At 42.5% G+C, this 16,234-nt stretch carries 13 protein-coding genes; 7 read left to right on the top strand and 6 right to left on the bottom strand.

The window, feature by feature from the left end; translation table 11 throughout:
• Nucleotides 1–230 precede the first annotated feature (230 nt).
• Together FQ082_RS06410 and FQ082_RS06405 are read right to left on the bottom strand one after the other, a co-directional pair.
• A complete protein-coding gene (locus FQ082_RS06410; protein ID WP_149492473.1) occupies nucleotides 231–1,727 on the bottom strand; it encodes an McrC family protein in 1,497 nt (498 codons plus the stop codon).
• A gap of 12 nt (nucleotides 1,728–1,739) precedes the next feature.
• Complete coding sequence (locus tag FQ082_RS06405) at nucleotides 1,740–3,197, bottom strand: McrB family protein (RefSeq protein ID WP_262498166.1); 1,458 nt, start codon at nucleotides 3,195–3,197, stop codon at nucleotides 1,740–1,742.
• 287 nt (nucleotides 3,198–3,484) lie between these two features.
• On the opposite strand from FQ082_RS06405, the gene FQ082_RS06400 reads away from it, so the two are divergent.
• On the top strand, nucleotides 3,485–4,195 hold the full coding sequence (locus FQ082_RS06400; RefSeq protein ID WP_149492471.1) for a DUF4442 domain-containing protein: 711 nt from the start codon (nucleotides 3,485–3,487) through the stop codon (nucleotides 4,193–4,195).
• Nucleotides 4,196–4,341: 146 nt separating this feature from the next.
• Nucleotides 4,342–4,863 (top strand): RidA family protein, encoded by a 522-nt coding sequence (locus FQ082_RS06395; protein ID WP_149492470.1) that lies wholly within the window; start codon nucleotides 4,342–4,344, stop codon nucleotides 4,861–4,863.
• A gap of 22 nt (nucleotides 4,864–4,885) precedes the next feature.
• Here FQ082_RS06395 and gspE read toward each other — a convergent pair whose 3' ends face one another.
• Nucleotides 4,886–6,454, bottom strand: coding sequence for a type II secretion system ATPase GspE (gene gspE, locus FQ082_RS06390; RefSeq protein ID WP_149492469.1), 1,569 nt, complete (start codon nucleotides 6,452–6,454; stop codon nucleotides 4,886–4,888).
• A gap of 161 nt (nucleotides 6,455–6,615) precedes the next feature.
• On the opposite strand from gspE, the gene FQ082_RS06385 reads away from it, so the two are divergent.
• A complete protein-coding gene (locus FQ082_RS06385) occupies nucleotides 6,616–7,440 on the top strand; it encodes a thiazole synthase (RefSeq protein WP_011512620.1) in 825 nt (274 codons plus the stop codon).
• 46 nt (nucleotides 7,441–7,486) lie between these two features.
• On the top strand, nucleotides 7,487–8,926 hold the full coding sequence (locus FQ082_RS06380) for a WS/DGAT/MGAT family O-acyltransferase (protein ID WP_020442606.1): 1,440 nt from the start codon (nucleotides 7,487–7,489) through the stop codon (nucleotides 8,924–8,926).
• 48 nt (nucleotides 8,927–8,974) lie between these two features.
• Here FQ082_RS06380 and FQ082_RS06375 read toward each other — a convergent pair whose 3' ends face one another.
• A complete protein-coding gene (locus FQ082_RS06375) occupies nucleotides 8,975–9,802 on the bottom strand; it encodes an inositol monophosphatase family protein (protein WP_011512618.1) in 828 nt (275 codons plus the stop codon).
• 385 nt (nucleotides 9,803–10,187) lie between these two features.
• Complete coding sequence (gene dxs / locus FQ082_RS06370) at nucleotides 10,188–12,257, bottom strand: 1-deoxy-D-xylulose-5-phosphate synthase (protein ID WP_149492468.1); 2,070 nt, start codon at nucleotides 12,255–12,257, stop codon at nucleotides 10,188–10,190.
• A gap of 563 nt (nucleotides 12,258–12,820) precedes the next feature.
• On the opposite strand from dxs, the gene ribA reads away from it, so the two are divergent.
• The 3 genes from ribA to FQ082_RS06355 all read left to right on the top strand — a co-directional run bounded on the left by ribA (nucleotide 12,821) and on the right by FQ082_RS06355 (nucleotide 15,568).
• Nucleotides 12,821–13,495 carry a GTP cyclohydrolase II gene (gene ribA, locus FQ082_RS06365; protein WP_149492467.1) on the top strand — a complete coding sequence of 225 codons (675 nt, stop codon included), beginning with the start codon at nucleotides 12,821–12,823 and terminating at the stop codon, nucleotides 13,493–13,495.
• An 18-nt stretch (nucleotides 13,496–13,513) separates the two neighbouring features.
• Nucleotides 13,514–14,524, top strand: coding sequence for an oxygen-dependent coproporphyrinogen oxidase (gene hemF / locus FQ082_RS06360; protein WP_149492466.1), 1,011 nt, complete (start codon nucleotides 13,514–13,516; stop codon nucleotides 14,522–14,524).
• A 573-nt stretch (nucleotides 14,525–15,097) separates the two neighbouring features.
• Nucleotides 15,098–15,568: a c-type cytochrome gene (locus tag FQ082_RS06355; RefSeq protein WP_149492465.1), complete on the top strand. Its 471-nt coding sequence runs from the start codon at nucleotides 15,098–15,100 to the stop codon at nucleotides 15,566–15,568.
• An 80-nt stretch (nucleotides 15,569–15,648) separates the two neighbouring features.
• Here FQ082_RS06355 and gloA read toward each other — a convergent pair whose 3' ends face one another.
• A complete protein-coding gene (gloA, locus tag FQ082_RS06350) occupies nucleotides 15,649–16,215 on the bottom strand; it encodes a lactoylglutathione lyase (protein ID WP_149408928.1) in 567 nt (188 codons plus the stop codon).
• Between the last annotated feature and the right edge of the window lie 19 nt (nucleotides 16,216–16,234).

Below are 16,234 nucleotides of genomic sequence, written 5' to 3'. Positions count from 1 at the left end.
ATAGTTTGTTGATTAACTGGTTGTTGGCAATGCCACTAACTGGCTAACGTTCCTTGCTATCGAGGTGCATATATTAAGGGGAAACGCCGATGGTGTCAACACCTATTTTTAATTAATTTGAAATAACTGCTAAATTATTTAAAAAAGGCTTATTTCTTATAAACTAAGCGTCGACAACAAGCGCTACTTAACATAGTGCCTCATGAGCTAAGCGCATATTATACTAAATCTTATATCGGAAGCAAGTCAGCGTTTATCGTACCTGTAAGCACATTAAAAGGTATCAGCCATAACTGAGCATAGGATGCATTTTCACTATTGTATATGTCTTGAATATCTTGCTTTAATACAACCGCTCGTCTCTGATTGTCTTGTACTGGATATACCAGCCAGACTTGCTCTGCTTGATACGCCTGCGCATAGCTGCTCAGTTGATAAGCGTCGCTGGCACTAATGGCGCTGGCATGCGCTAAAGGCTTCCATTTAATATCGATCACGTGACTATATTGACCTGCTTGCTTTTCTGATGATGGATTTGCTCCTAAATTCTTTATTGGTAAAGCATCATCATGCTTCTCTTTATTTTTAGTATTCGAACGCATCTGGCGGTAAATCAATAAATCAGGACGAATAGACAAACACGCCTGCCCTTCTGCATCATTAAGCCAAACACGCTGCGTTTGAAACAGTGGTTGATAATCTTTGCTTTGCTGTTGAAAAATCAACGCGATACGCTGGCTTGCCCATTGCTCAAACGCTTGATTCATATCTATCAGTAAGCATAAGCGTGGCGGTGTAGACCTACTACCAAATGGTTTTGGTGCATTAATACTATGACCGATTTCCATATTTGATTGACTAAGCAGCCAATAAGCGAAATCTACAAGCTGCTGAGCGGCTTGTAATTGCTTTACTTGTAGCGGCTGAATGGCAAGTTCACGCTTTGCTTGAAGGTATATCGACTCTAGCTGGCGTATTTCATGCTGATGTAGGACAGACACTTGCTGCCACGGCTGTAAATGTAAAAGCAGATTTGATTGGGGCAACAAAGGCCTCAGCAGTGTTAATGCGCTCTTAATGACTCGATTGCCTAGCATGTCTTGGTTCAGCACACTGCGCTCACACACAAATTTATGTGGCTGCATACTGTTATGACGTAATTGCTCTTTTATGAGTAAACGTCCTTGCAGTACTGCTTGGTTATGGATTTGTGTCTGATACTGCATGGTTGGCTGATAATTCGTTAAACGCTGCCAAAACTGCGTAATGAGCCAATCTGATAAAGGCAATGCGGTGACTGGCAGCGCTGTTAACTGGCGGCTGAATTGCCCAAAATTTTTGCTGTGTGGCGATTTGTTATCGTTACTATTCATTAGGTCTGACAGCATATTTTGTACCCAGTGACGGGTTTGTAAAACATCCGCATCTACTGGTGATTCATTTGACTGATATGGCTGCTTAATAGAGTTGCTAGCAGTGTTTGCGATAAATTTTGGCAGTATCTCAAGAGTCATGCCACTAGGCAGTATAATAACGCCAATATAATGTCCAACCTTGAGTTGCCACTGACCTTGCTTGCGTTTAATACTAAATACTGACAGCTCTTGGGTTATCAGCCACTGAAAATCAGAGTCGTACAAGAAATTAGACGCTATTAAACGCTGATGTTCAAATACCGTCATGATATTCATTTCAGAGCTTTGAGTTTGTTTATCTTTATTTATCACCGATTAACATCCTCATGGATATAAGCGCTGATAGACGGCAAGCTGGGTGAACTTGCCAGTATTGGCAATAAGGTCAGTATTAATTGCATAACTGCCAGCATTTATAGATTGAGTAAAATAGGATTGCTGTCCTGCAAACATGGAGTTCTGAGAAGCTATACCATTCTCACTAGCCATTTGAGTGGACATACCTTTATGTATTAACGTTTGACTATCATGAATAAATTGCGCCGATATTGGCTGCTGTTCATCTCTAAAAATATACTGCAAGACAGCCACTTGCCCACCAGCTGCTTGGGCTAATTGTGGAATAATTTGCTCAGTAAGTGCCATTTGTAACTGCTCAAGACTATGTACGGAGAATAAAAACGCGTGACCCAATTGCGCCTCAATCCCTAACGTTTGGCTAATACGATGATTTAAACCCGTTAATAATTTGGCTAAATCGATAGACTCAGCTTCGTCGACTATTTCTAATCCTTCATTCGGGTTGATAATCGGTAATAGCTCAGGCTGCGGCGGACAGTTAATAAAGCGAAAACGACGACGCAGTGCCATATCTAGTGGCGCTAACGAATGATCTTGGGTATTCATGGTCGCATAGATATCAACATTGGCAGGCACGCTAAACGCTCGCCCAGAGTATGCCAAACTTACTGTCATCGCATTGGGCGTACCCGCTCGTTTATCAGGTTCAATAAGGCTGAGCAATTCACCAAAAACCCGTGAGACGTTGGCACGATTAATCTCGTCAATCAGCATCGCATAACGCTGCTGAGGATCATTTGCCGCGCGCTGACAGAGCTTTAAAAAGGCGCCATCAGTAATGGCGTAGCTCATTTGAGATGAGCTGTTATTCGACTGATTAGACGCTGCCATTACCGGGCGAATGCCCTCGACAAACTCTTCATAGCCATATGCCTGATGGAAACTGACCATACTAAAGCGCTGTTGGCTAAAGCGTTGGTTTTGGCTGGCACTATTATCACGTTGCGCCTGCTGAAATTCTGACAATTGCTCTGACAATTCGCTTAATAGCATCAGGCTGTCAGGCAGTAAATACCACGCACCGCTAGGGTCTTTATCAAAGTACGCTTGGCTGGCTCTATTTTTATACCCAACCGTCTGTGAGCTGGTTGGACTGTGCATTTGCAGTACAGACCACGCTGTATTACTTAAATTTTTCTCACGTGCGTTTTGTAATGCTTTGGCGATAAAAAATTCATGATTAACGATTTCAGGTACTTTTACTAAGTCCTGTTTTTGCGATTGAAAATCTAAAAATATTAAACACACCACATCACGCCAGTTCAATTCTTGCAATAACTGCTTGAGTAAATCCTCATTATTGGATTTAGGCAGATAGTCCGTATATTCTTTAGCAATTTGGAGCAATCGGTAGGTTTTACCAGTACCCGCGACGCCCGTATAAATAATATTGGTCGGCTTATCATCACACATATCAGGCATAACATTATCCAGCAAAAAAGTATAAAAAAGCGCTAACATTTTATCATTATAGCTACTCACTCTACAGGGTATCAGTACTTAAATTACTAACGCCTAAGATGCCGTTACGTCACTGTTATTTTGTAAGCGCAGCAGTACATGGTAATAATAGTAGCGACTGAGCAGTTAATGTACCATAACTAGAATAGCTGCTAGCATAAAGCCTATTCGGTGACTCATTTATGACATGAGCCTTTTAACCCTAGTATCATTAGCATTGTAAATCCCACTTAAATGAGGAATATTTTATGTCAGGATTATTAAAAAAACTCCCGATCAAACGGACCAATAAACTGCCAGCCAAAGTCTCTGAGAACACAAAACCTGCAGTCGAAAAAACCAATAGCACGCTTAAACCAATCAGCAATCAATTTACCAAACTGTTATCTATCACCAAATATTTACCTGCTGGTGCACGTTCGAGCATTTTATCGAAAGCATTTGGTAAAGTAGTACCTTATGTGGGCACAACGGGTATCTACTATGAAACGGTCGAGCCAAACCAAGTGGTGGTCAGTTTAAATAATACCAAAGCGGTGCAAAACCATATCGGCTCCGTGCATGCAGTTGCCATTACTTTACTTGCTGAAACGGCAACGGGATTCATTTTAGGCTTAAACTTACCTGCTGATCGCGTACTATTGATTAAGTCTTATTCGGTGAATTTCTATCGACCGATTAAAAAAGGACAAATGGCTGCCATCGCAAGCTTATCTGATGAGCAGCGTTTAGATATTTTAAATACTCCGAAAGGCGAAATGATTATTCCATGTGTCATTCATGACCGTGAGTCGGACAGTGATCGCGACCCAATCGTAGTCGAGATGACATGGGCTTGGATACCTAAGTCTGAGTTAGAAGCGCGTCGTCAAGGCAAAGCTAATGAAAAGTCGGCAGAGGCTGATACTGAGTCTCATACCAAAGTAGTAGAAACAGACGCAAAAGTAGAAACTGAGTAAGACAATCAATCAGCTGATAATGATGAGGCTGTTTAAGATAACTAATATATTAAGAATACGTAAAGTAGTGCGCTATCCATGTTAAAGCATTTTTATAGCGCACTTCGTATAGCAGTGATTTATAAACTTATAATAAGGAGACAACGATGTCCAAAATGATTTCTAAAGCTATTTCTAAAACAGCGCTTACTAATTTATCCAAGGCTTTTCTTATCAGTATCTGTGCATTAGGATTTACCGTTAGTGCCACTGCTGCACCCGAAAAAACTTCAACTCATACACATCATGCAGCAACTATCACTAAGTCTAGCCCTGTGTTTTTAGGTGACGGCGGCAATTATCCTTTTTCAGAAGCAGTCCGTGTCGGCGATACTTTGTATATGTCTGGTCAGATTGGCTTTAAAGATGGCAAGCTGGTCAAAGGCGGTGTTAAAGCCGAAGCCAAACAGACAATGGATAATATCAATACCACGTTATTGAAATATGGTTACCAAAAGTCAGATATCGTTAAGTGTATGGTGATGCTCACCGATATGGACGATTTTAATGACTTTAATAAAATCTATAAAGCTGAACTGGCAAAGCCTTATCCGGTACGTTCAGCCTTTGGCGTAGCTGAATTGGCGGCAGGTGCCAGCGTTGAAGTTGAATGTATCGCTGTCAAATAAAAATGTCTCTGAAAATATTACTCTAAACAATCAAAGCGTCCTCTAGTAGGGCGCTTTCTTTGGTCACGCGTAGCACTTCTTCTAATGTCGTACGTCCCGCGATTACCTTACGCAAACCATCAGCACGAATCGATGGTGTCTTTTGGCGTGCGTATTCCTCTAGCTCATACTCGGCGGTATTGCTATGAATCATGCGTCGCAGCGCATCATCAACGGGCACCACTTCATATATCGCTGTTCGCCCTTTGAAGCCTGATTGGTTACACTTATCGCAGCCGACTGCTCTAGGTAGCTTGATAGCTTTATCTGTCAGATTATCAGCAGCATTGTTAGCTGCAATATTGTCAGACATTGATTGAATACCAATCTCAGTAAACAATTTGGCTTGTTCAGAGTCAGCCAGCTGCCAATCATGACAATGTGTACATAACGTACGTACCAAACGCTGGGCGACCACGCCTATCAATGATGATGATAATAAAAACGGCTCAACGCCCATATCTTGCAAGCGCGTAACCGCTCCAATAGCGGTGTTGGTATGTAGGGTTGATAAGACCAAATGCCCTGTTAAAGACGCTTGTACAGCGATTTCTGCTGTCTCTAAATCGCGAATTTCACCCACCATGACCACATCTGGATCTTGACGCAACATTGCACGCAAGCTCTTAGCAAAGGTCATATCGACTTTATTATTGACCTGCGTTTGCCCAATACCATCAAGCTGGAACTCGATCGGATCTTCAGCGGTCAAGATATTACGGGTTTGATCATTTAAATCAGTCAATGCCGAATATAGCGTGGTGGTTTTACCCGAGCCTGTCGGTCCTGTCACTAATATAATGCCATGCGGACGATGGATTAAGCGCTTAAGCTCACTATAATCATTATCAGATAGACCCAAATAGGTCATATTCAGGCGACCTGCTTGCTTATCTAGTAAGCGCATGACCACACGCTCACCAAAACTTGACGGCAATGTCGATACCCGCACATCAACCTCGCGCCCCGCTAAGCGCAAGCTAATACGCCCATCTTGCGGCACGCGCTTTTCGGCGATATCCAGTTTTGCCATCACTTTAATACGCGATACTAATAACGGCGCTAATTGACGTTTTGGTGTGATGATTTCTTTAAGCTCACCATCGACGCGGAAGCGAACGACCAAGCGTTTTTCAAAGGTTTCAATATGGATATCTGAGGCGTTTAGACGTATCGCTTCGGACAATAATGCATTAATCAGACGGATAATAGGTGCATCGTCTTGTTGGTCCATCAAGTCTTCAGTTTCAGGCACGCTATCTGCCAAGCTATCAAGATCAGGATGGTCTTCAAGGCCAGCGGCGATATGCTGTGACTCGCCAGTGTTACCTGCATAAGCGGCATTCATGCGTTTCTCAAAATCGTCCGAGCTGACACTTTCATATATTGGCACACCGCGTATGCCTTGCTGCTGTAAAAATCGCACCGCTTCATTGATTGCTGAAAGCGGCGTCACCTTGGTCAATAGCAATGTCGGTGGCAGCTCAGGATCAATGGCTAGAATAACCAAAATCTGATGGCGTTTTGCAAAACTGTACGGCAATTGCATCATAAAAACGACCTAATAGATAAAGAAAAACTCAGAAAAAAACTTGTATCAAAGCATGGTAAATGTATTATTCTTAACTGGCTCAACTCAAAAAGACTGCAAGTAAGATTGCATGATTTTGTTATAATAGCATTTTGTTTTACTCGCCATTAGGATTTTCAGTTATGTCAGATAACACTAGCACTGCTACTCAATCGACACCCCTTTTGCAAGATACTTTTACGGTAGGCAGTCGGACTTTTTCTTCTCGATTATTGGTCGGTACGGGTAAGTATAAAGATATGACTGAAACGGGTGCCGCCATCGGCGCGTCAGCAGCAGAGATAGTGACGGTCGCTATTCGTCGTACCAATATCGGTCAAAATAGCAATGAGCCCAATTTGCTTGATGTCATTTCACCAGATAAATACACTATTTTGCCAAATACAGCGGGTTGTTTTGATGCAGAAACGGCGATTCGTACTTGTAAGCTTGCTCGCGAGCTATTAGGCGGGCATAATCTGGTTAAGCTTGAAGTATTGGGCGATGAAAAAACCCTCTATCCGAATGTGATGGAAACGCTAAAAGCTGCCAAAGTATTGATTGATGATGGCTTTGAAGTGATGGTTTATACCTCAGATGACCCTATCGTTGCTCAAGAATTAGAGAGTATGGGCTGCGTGGCAATTATGCCACTTGGTAGTCTGATTGGCTCTGGTCTTGGTTTGCTCAATCGCCATACATTAAGCTTGATTATTGAAAATGCGAAAGTACCCGTATTGGTTGATGCTGGTGTCGGTACAGCTTCTGATGCCGCGATTGCCATGGAACTTGGCTGTGATGGCGTACTGATGAATTCAGCCATTGCCAATGCGCAAAATCCTGTGATGATGGCTCAAGCAATGAAACATGCGGTATGGGCAGGTCGTCAGGCTTTCTTGGCGGGTCGTATGCCGATGCGCAAAATGGCAACTGCCAGCTCGCCACAGACGGGATACTTTTTTCAGTAGTATTAAAGGTTAGGTGATTATATTTTTCATTATAAAAGGATTTATTATGCGACTTCTTACAGCAGTCGACCAGTTGTTTTTACTTCTTGAGTCGCGTAAACAACCCATGCATGTTGGAGGTCTATTTTTATTTGAATTACCAGAAGATGCCGATATCAGTTTTGTTCATCAGCTTGTAAAGCAGATGCAAGACTCTGATGTACCGCCAACGTTTCCGTTCAACCAAGTGCTTGAGCATATGGTATTTTGGAAAAAAGACAAAAATTTTGATGTTGAGCACCACTTGCATCATGTCGCCCTACCCAAGCCCGCTCGTGTGCGCGAACTTTTGATGTATGTTTCAAGAGAGCATGGTCGTCTATTGGACCGTGCTATGCCCCTGTGGGAATGCCATGTGATTGAAGGCATTCAGCCAGAGAGCGAAGGTAGCCCAGAGCGCTTTGCGCTGTATTTCAAAATCCATCACTCGCTGGTTGATGGTATCGCTGCCATGCGTTTGGTCAAAAAATCCTTATCACAATCGCCCAATGAGCCGGTTACTTTGCCTATTTGGTCATTAATGGCACGCCATCGCAATCAGATCGATGCTATCTTGCCCAAAGAGCGCTCCGCTTTACGCATCCTAAAAGAGCAAGTATCTACCATTAAGCCTGTGTTCACAGAATTACTGGATAATTTTAAAAATTATAATGACGACAGCTATGTCAGTACCTTTGATGCCCCGAGAAGTATTCTAAACAGACGCATCTCAGCATCGAGGCGCATAGCGGCACAATCTTATGATATTAAGCGCTTCAATGATATTGCTGAGCGTATTAATATTAGCAAAAACGATGTAGTACTAGCCGTTTGTGCTGGTGCTATCCGGCGTTATTTGATTTCGATGGATGCACTACCTAGCAAGCCTCTGATTGCGTTCGTGCCCATGTCTTTACGAACTGACGATAGTGTCGCGGGCAATCAGCTGTCATTTGTCCTTGCCAATCTGGGTACTCATCTGGATGATCCATTGAGTAGAATCAAGCTAATTCATCGCAGTATGAACAATGGCAAACGCCGTTTTAGACGTATGAATCAAGCGCAAGTTATTAACTACAGTGTGGTGTCTTATGCATGGGAAGGGATTAATCTGGCGACTGGTTTGTTTCCTAAAAAACAAGCCTTTAACCTGATTATCTCAAATGTACCAGGCTCCGAAAAATCATTGTATTGGAATGGCGCGCGCCTACAATCTTTGTACCCTGCCTCGATTGTCTTCAACGGGCAAGCGATGAATATTACGCTGGCAAGTTATTTGGATAAGATTGAATTTGGTATTACTGCCTGTAGCAAGGCCTTACCTCATGTGCAAGATATGCTGATGCTAATAGAAGAAGAGTTGCAGCTGCTTGAAAAGGTTAGTAAAGAGCTTGAATTCAATGGTATTACAGTTGAAGATAAAAGCGGCTATAAAGATAATGGTAAAACAAAAAAGCTGGCTCCATAACGGAACCAGCTTTTTGTTTGTCATACTTAGCTATCTAAAAGGGGACGATTAAAGCGCATCGCCCCATGCTGGCACAACCACTTGCATCAAAGGTTTTAGCAGTTTTATATTACAAGCAAAGATAGAGCCTGATGTCATCGAATTGTGTGCGCCGGTATGATCAACGACCACGCCACGTGCTTCAGTGACAATAAGCTCGCCTGCTGCGATATCCCAAGGCTTGATTGACATCTCAAAGTAGCCATCAAAACGACCAGCAGCCACATAACATAAATCAAGAGCAGCTGAGCCTAAACGACGGATTTGGCCGCCCGCTTCAGTGATTTTTTGTAGGCTTTCATAGTGCTCTTTGGCATATGAGATAACTTCGCCATTGCGCTTACGCTCAAGAGGATGCCCAGTAGTAAATAAACCACCATCGATCGTTTTACGCTCACTGACACTGATACGGCGTTGGTTTAAACGCGCGCCTTTACCACGGCTAGCAGAGAACATCTCATCACGGACAGGATCATAGATAACACCATGCTGAGTCACACCTTTATGCTGTACGGCAATAGACACACAGAACTGTGGTACGCCATGAACGAAGTTTTTAGTGCCATCTAGTGGATCGATAATCCAGCACCAGTCAGCATCTTCGCCGCGACCTTCCTGCATACCAAACTCTTCACCCAAATACGAATGATTTGGATAGCTGGCTTTTAGCGTCTCAATCGTCAGCTCTTCACTAAAGCGATCAATACGAGTAACCAGACCATCTAGTCCTTTTGACTCGATATCCAACTCAATTTTGTGACGGTTTTGATGCGCGTACAAAATTTCTTTACCGACTTTTTCAGCAGCACGCGCTGCGATGACGACCATGGGTTCCATACAATAACCTGCTTGTTTGATAAATGGATATTACTAGATAAATATTAATTTATAAGTACCAATCGATAGATACTTATTAATAAAAAAAATATGTAAAGTAAGAGATACTTATAGCACCAACACTACTTATAAAATCAATGAAAAATAAAGCCACATAGCAAACCACAATATTTGGTTGCTATTAGTCGCACCGCTCAAGTTGTCAAATAGTTCACACCTACGGCAAGCAGGCGATATCTTGGCACAAAAATACAGCTTTATTTTTTACACAGCTTTATTTTTTACACAGCTATTTTATCAACTTTTTACGGACTATGGGTATTTATTATTTTTATAATTTAGCAGATAGATGATTAATCGTCTTTTAAACCTTAAGCCACAGCAGTTAAGATAATAAGTTTTGGAGCTGATTGAACACACCTTCCACATCTAGACCACAATCTGCTAGCTGTTCTGCTTGAGAGCCATGCGCTACAAACCGATCAGGGATACCTATATTGCAGATAGCTGGACGATGGATTTTAAAAGCAGCCGATTCATTTAATAGGTATTCATTGACCGCACTACCCGCGCCGCCCATGATCATATGCTCTTCTAAAGTCGCTATATGAGTAATACCTTGCTCGACTAGGGTTTCAAGCAAGTTTGTATCTAAAGGCTTCACCCAACGCATATTGACCACATGCAGCTGACAGCTTGATGCTAATAAAGGGGATTTCGCAATCATTTCTGCGGCTTTCTCAGCCGTTTCGACCATCGTACCAAATGCCAATAATGCCAGTTTCTTGGGTGCATCGTCTGTACCAAGTACCGACTCTATAACCGCCTCACCAATATTATAAATTTGCGCAGGCTGCATAATAGTCGCGCCAGTGCCGACACCGCGCGGATAGCGCACTGCGGTACAACCTTGGTATTCATAACAAGTATTGAGCAAATGATAGCATTCGTTTTCATCTTTTGGCGCTGCAATCAGCATATTGGGCACGCAGCGTAAAAAGGCAAAATCAAATACGCCCGCATGCGTAGCACCATCTTCACCAACTAGGCCGGCGCGATCAATGGCGAACATCACATCAAGATTTTGCAAAGCAACATCATGTATCAGCTGATCGTACCCACGCTGTAAAAACGTCGAATAAATCGCCACAATTGGCTTCACACCTTGTGTTGCCATGCCACCCGCCAACGTCACAGCGTGTTGCTCAGCAATCGCTACATCAAAGAAACGCTCTGGAAATTGACGAGCAAACTCAATCATCCCTGAGCCTTCTTCCATCGCTGGGGTAATGGCGAGCAGCTTATTATCTTGTACCGCTTTGTCACATAAAAACTGTCCAAATACTTGCGAGTACTTTAAGGAAGGTTTAATCGCTATTATTTCTGGTTTCTCAGTTTTTGGTACGTTATCTTCAGCAGGTTCAGCAGGTTCAGCAGGTAAGCTACTAATAGCATGATAGCCGACTGGGTCTAATTCAGCAGGCGCAAAGCCTTTACCTTTGGTGGTATAAATATGGACTAAAACTGGACCTTTGACTTGCTTGGCAAGCGACAATACACGTAGTAGCTCAGGAATATTATGACCATCAAAAGGACCAAAATAGGTAAAGCCTATTGCCTTAAATAGATTGTCTTCTAGTTGCGGTACATCGCGCTGCTCTTTATGACGCTTACGTCGGTCAAATGCTTGCATATCAGGGCGTTGACATAATATTGGCTCGCCTGCATCAGAGATATCAACCTGATACCCTGACTCCCAAAGCATTGCTAAATGCCGTGAAAAGCCACCAATCGAGCAGGATATAGACATGTCATTGTCATTCAAAATCACCATCAAATCAGCGTCTTGTTGCACCGCGTCATTCATCGCTTCAAACGCCATGCCACCTGTCATCGCCCCATCACCGATAATACAGGCAACCGTCTGCGCGCGCCCTTGATAGCGTAGCGCTAAGCTCATGCCTAAACCGGCTGAGATGGACGTTGATGAATGACCAACCCCAAAGGTATCATAGACAGATTCGGCGCGTTCTGGAAAAGCCGTTAAGCCAGTTTTAGATCGGATAGTACCTAACTGATCACGGCGACCTGTCAGTACTTTGTGCGCATACGCTTGGTGACCCACATCCCAAACGATCTGATCTTGCGGGGTGTCTAGCAAATAATGTAGCGCAATAGTCAATTCAATCACGCCTAAATTGGCACCGAAATGACCACCGCTTTGACCCGCTGAATACAATACAAACAGCCTTAGCTCATCGGCTAAAGTAATCAGCTCAGCACTGCTAAAAGTCTTGAGATCAGCAGGACTATCCACACTGTCGAGCAATGGCGTCTGCGGACGCTCACGTGGAATCACTGCATACGTTTGTTGCAGTTTTGATAGCGGTACAGCAGAATCAACAGCTGACGCAGATAATGACTGAGACTGTGGGGAATGAGGTGACTGCTGCATAAAACGTACGATACCTACCAATCTGCTGACCAGATGCTACCTTAGACAAGGTCTAGCAATAGCAATAGTCTAAGTGGCGTTAATAATAGCCATGCCATCATTTGTATCATTGCTAATACAAGGGATGGCATCGACTATACAATTAGTGATACAGCTTTTATCGCTGCAATAACCCAAAATACGCTATTTGATATAAAGATAATAACGTTCAATGACAACCCTAAAGACTGCTCTAATAGCTGTCTCAAAGGTAATAATAATGGCTATTATGCCTTATTATTTTGTATTCATACCGGACGTTAGTGACGACATAGTAATGTAAGGGCAAAGACTTGTCACTGTATCCGTCAAAATAGTATGGCATAATAGCATTTATTTTTAATTGTCGCTTTAATCATCGTGCGCCGTCTGTGAACTTTGTGTGTTTTTATAATTTGTGGTTTTTATAATAAATATAATTAGCATACTATCTTGCAAACCCGCTAGCTTACAAGAACTTAGCTATTATAATAAAGCTATGTCAGACAGTGAGCGCCACGATGATCAGCTTATGCAGGGCATTAATGTCATATCAATTTATTACTAGCGCCAAATTGCCTACTCGTCACGGCGAGTTTGATATTCATATCTTTGAGAATGATGAGGGTCAAGAGCATGTGATGCTGACGGTAGGTCTGCCTGTGTTTGATCAAACGGATATTGCCGATAGCATCTTAAATCAAAAAGATGATGCTTTATTGGAACGTCCTATTCCGTTAATAAGAATTCATTCTGAGTGCTTAACTGGTGACGCTTTTAGCTCCTTAAAATGTGATTGCGGACCACAGCTAAATACCGCTATGGATGCGATACAAAAAACGGGCTGCGGGGCGATTTTATATCTGCGTCAAGAAGGACGCGGCATCGGTCTGACCAATAAAATCCGCGCTTACGCCTTACAAGATCAAGGTCACGACACTCTAGATGCCAACCTTATGTTGGGATTGCCTGCTGATGCGCGTATCTATGATATGTGTGGACCGATGCTTGCTCATGTAGGTGTTAATGCTGTGCGCCTTATCACCAATAATCCTAGTAAAGTCGCTTACTTAACCGAGCATGGTATCGATGTCATTGAGCGGGTGCCATTGGTCGTTGGGGTGAATGATATGAATGCTGAATATCTAGCGACCAAGCGCGATCGTATGGGTCATCTATTAGACACAGATTTTAATACCATCCTACACCTTAATAAATAGCAAATAATCAGATACTTTATGAGCATCCCAAATATAGATAACGATATCAATGTGTCAGCGACCGATGCAACAACGACACCAAGCCATCATGACATCATGCGCGTGCGTGAGTTTCTAGTCGATTTACAAGCGCGTATCTGCCAAGCCCTAGAAGCGCAAGAAAGCGATGGCTGTACTGATGCGCAGAAAGCCGCTACCTTTGTCCCTGACGATTGGGAGCGCCCTGAAGGTGGTGGTGGTCGCTCGTGCGTATTGGCAGACGGCGAAGTGATAGAAAAAGCCGGCGTTATGTTTAGTCATATACACGTCCAAAATTTGCCTGCTTCAGCAACCGCTCGCCATCCTGACATTGCTGGTCGTAAAGCACAGGCAATGGGCGTATCTCTTGTTGTGCACCCCAAAAACCCTAACGTTCCCACTAGCCATGCCAATGTACGCTTGTTTATTGCCGAAGCAGAAGGCAAAGACCCTATTTGGTGGTTTGGTGGCGGTTTTGATTTAACGCCATTTTATCCTGTGCTCGCTGACTGCGTGCATTGGCATCAGGTTTGTCATGACCTCTGTGCACCTTTCGGCGACAATATCTATCCTGATTTCAAGCAATGGTGCGACGAGTATTTCCATTTACGTCATCGTGATGAGCAGCGCGGTATCGGCGGCTTATTTTATGATGACGTCAATACTGAAAGTCGCGGTTGGGATTTTGAAACCTGCTTTAAATTTATGCAAGCAGTCGGTAATGGCTACCTTGAAGGTATGCTGCCAATTTTTGAGCAGCGTAAACATGTGCCCTATACTGAATCAGAGCGTGAATTTCAGCTCTATCGTCGAGGTCGCTATGTTGAATACAACCTTGTTTATGACCGCGGCACTCTATTTGGTCTGCAAAGTAATGGGCGTATTGAATCCATCTTGGTCAGTATGCCACCGCTCGCTAGCTGGCATTATCGCTTTGAGCCAGATCAGGGCACGCCTGAGTTTGAGTTGACTGACTTCTATCTAAAACCGCGTGATTGGTTGACTCTATAATCGGGATTAGCATAATAACTTACTAGTATTTATTGGTTTTGATATAAATCATTTTATTGTTAAAAAGGTCAGCTAATCATGCTGACCTTTTTTATTTTAAATAAAGTGTTATTCAAAATAAGTAATGATAATTTTTAGGGCGGCAATTTATATAGTCAGTCTTGAATAAAAGAAATACAAAAATTATAAGGTACTACTGGTATCAATTTTTCTTGCTTACTGTGCCTACGCAGACAGAGACTGCGAATAATTAATCCCAGTAGCACTGTATTCTTTTAAAAGTGTATCTACTAAGCTTAGCGAAAGCGATTATTTAAAACCAATTTATGAGAATATTTAATCTATTTTACAAAAACTCACGGTTTCGCCCTATGCTACTTAAGCCGCTTGCTGTTTAATATAGGATAGTACGTAATTTAAGCATCATGAAAAACAGTATTTTCGAATGTTAATAAAGAAAATATATTAAAAATATCGGATAAAATTTATTTTAATAGTAGCCATTTAATCAGGTGACGAGCATGCATATGCTACGCCACCTTTTTATTAGCAACGTAAAAAGGAGCACTACTCATGACTCAGGTATCGAATCAAAAATCATTAAAATCTATTTGTGCTATCACTTTGATGGCAGCCACTTTAGGACTGACGGCTTGTAGTACACCAGTAGACCCTGATGTCAAAGCTCGTCAGGACATCATGAAGAACTTCGGTGATGCAATGAAGGTTATGGGTGGCATGGCAAAAGAGCCGGATACTTTTGATGCTGACGTTTTCAAAGAGCAGGCGGCATTTTTAGCAGAAGAGTCTAAAAATCCTTGGAGCCATTTTAATAATAAAGACGCCGCTGGCAATGCCAAAGCAGAGGTTTGGTCAAATGTTGATGGCTTTAAAGCTGAAGCAGAGAATTTCCAAAAGGTCACTGCTGAGCTAAGCGCTGCTGCACAGACAGCAACTAGCATTGACGATGTGATGCCAGCTTTTAAACCTGTTGGCGACAGCTGTAAATCTTGCCATACGGATTTCCAAGTCGAAAAAGACTAAATAAGAATCCTTTAGCAATATAAAAAGCCACCCTATTAAACAATAAGGTGGCTTTTTTATTCGCTTAACTTATGAATCAATTAAGCCATCAAGTCTGCTTGTACGATTTCAATCCAATAACCATCAACATCTTTAATAAAGACAATATTTTTCATGCTGCCTTCATCTGGACGTTTTTTGAATTCGACATTGTTTTCATCAAACCAAGCTACCGCTGCATTGAGATCAGGTACATTAAAACAAATATGACCAAACCCTTGTGGTTCTTGATTGCCATCATGATAGCTAAAGTCCGCTTTTGTCTCGGTACCATAGTTATGAGTCAATTCCAAAATGCCACGCTGACGGAAGGCAAAAATCTCTAAATCATTACCTGACGGCAAGTTTTCACGTTCACTCTCAGTCAGCTTAGCTAAAAAGTACAAATCAAAACCCATGGCTGGGAATTTTTTGACTGCCAGTAACGTCATACCTAAGACACCAGTATAAAACGCTAAAGACTTCACAGGATCTTTGACACGCAGCATCGTATGGTTAAAGGTATAACCTGTCGTCTGCGCTGAGATAGGCTGTACGCCATCAGCCTTTACGCTGCTTTCAGGTTGCTCTTGTATTGAATGGTCGTTGTTAAAAGTATTATTACTCATGATTATTCCTATATTTAAA

Origin of the sequence: Psychrobacter sp. ANT_H56B, assembly GCF_008369245.1 — a bacterium.
In the GTDB taxonomy this organism is placed as follows: domain Bacteria; phylum Pseudomonadota; class Gammaproteobacteria; order Pseudomonadales; family Moraxellaceae; genus Psychrobacter; species Psychrobacter cryohalolentis.
The sequence above is the reverse complement of the archived record's forward strand: the minus strand, read 5'-3'. Positions and strand labels throughout refer to the sequence as shown.

Bases quoted from the DNA above. Each gene is read 5' to 3' on its own strand.
- FQ082_RS06405 (WP_262498166.1), bottom strand. From the start codon at position 3,197: ATGCCTGATATGTGTGATGATAAGCCGACCAATATTATTTATACGGGC.
- FQ082_RS06400 (WP_149492471.1), top strand. From the start codon at position 3,485: ATGTCAGGATTATTAAAAAAACTCCCGATCAAACGGACCAATAAACTG.
- FQ082_RS06395 (WP_149492470.1), top strand. From the start codon at position 4,342: ATGTCCAAAATGATTTCTAAAGCTATTTCTAAAACAGCGCTTACTAAT.
- gspE (WP_149492469.1), bottom strand. From the start codon at position 6,454: ATGATGCAATTGCCGTACAGTTTTGCAAAACGCCATCAGATTTTGGTT.
- FQ082_RS06385 (WP_011512620.1), top strand. From the start codon at position 6,616: ATGTCAGATAACACTAGCACTGCTACTCAATCGACACCCCTTTTGCAA.
- FQ082_RS06380 (WP_020442606.1), top strand. From the start codon at position 7,487: ATGCGACTTCTTACAGCAGTCGACCAGTTGTTTTTACTTCTTGAGTCG.
- FQ082_RS06375 (WP_011512618.1), bottom strand. From the start codon at position 9,802: ATGGAACCCATGGTCGTCATCGCAGCGCGTGCTGCTGAAAAAGTCGGT.
- dxs (WP_149492468.1), bottom strand. From the start codon at position 12,257: ATGCAGCAGTCACCTCATTCCCCACAGTCTCAGTCATTATCTGCGTCA.
- ribA (WP_149492467.1), top strand. From the start codon at position 12,821: ATGTCATATCAATTTATTACTAGCGCCAAATTGCCTACTCGTCACGGC.
- hemF (WP_149492466.1), top strand. From the start codon at position 13,514: ATGAGCATCCCAAATATAGATAACGATATCAATGTGTCAGCGACCGAT.
- FQ082_RS06355 (WP_149492465.1), top strand. From the start codon at position 15,098: ATGACTCAGGTATCGAATCAAAAATCATTAAAATCTATTTGTGCTATC.
- gloA (WP_149408928.1), bottom strand. From the start codon at position 16,215: ATGAGTAATAATACTTTTAACAACGACCATTCAATACAAGAGCAACCT.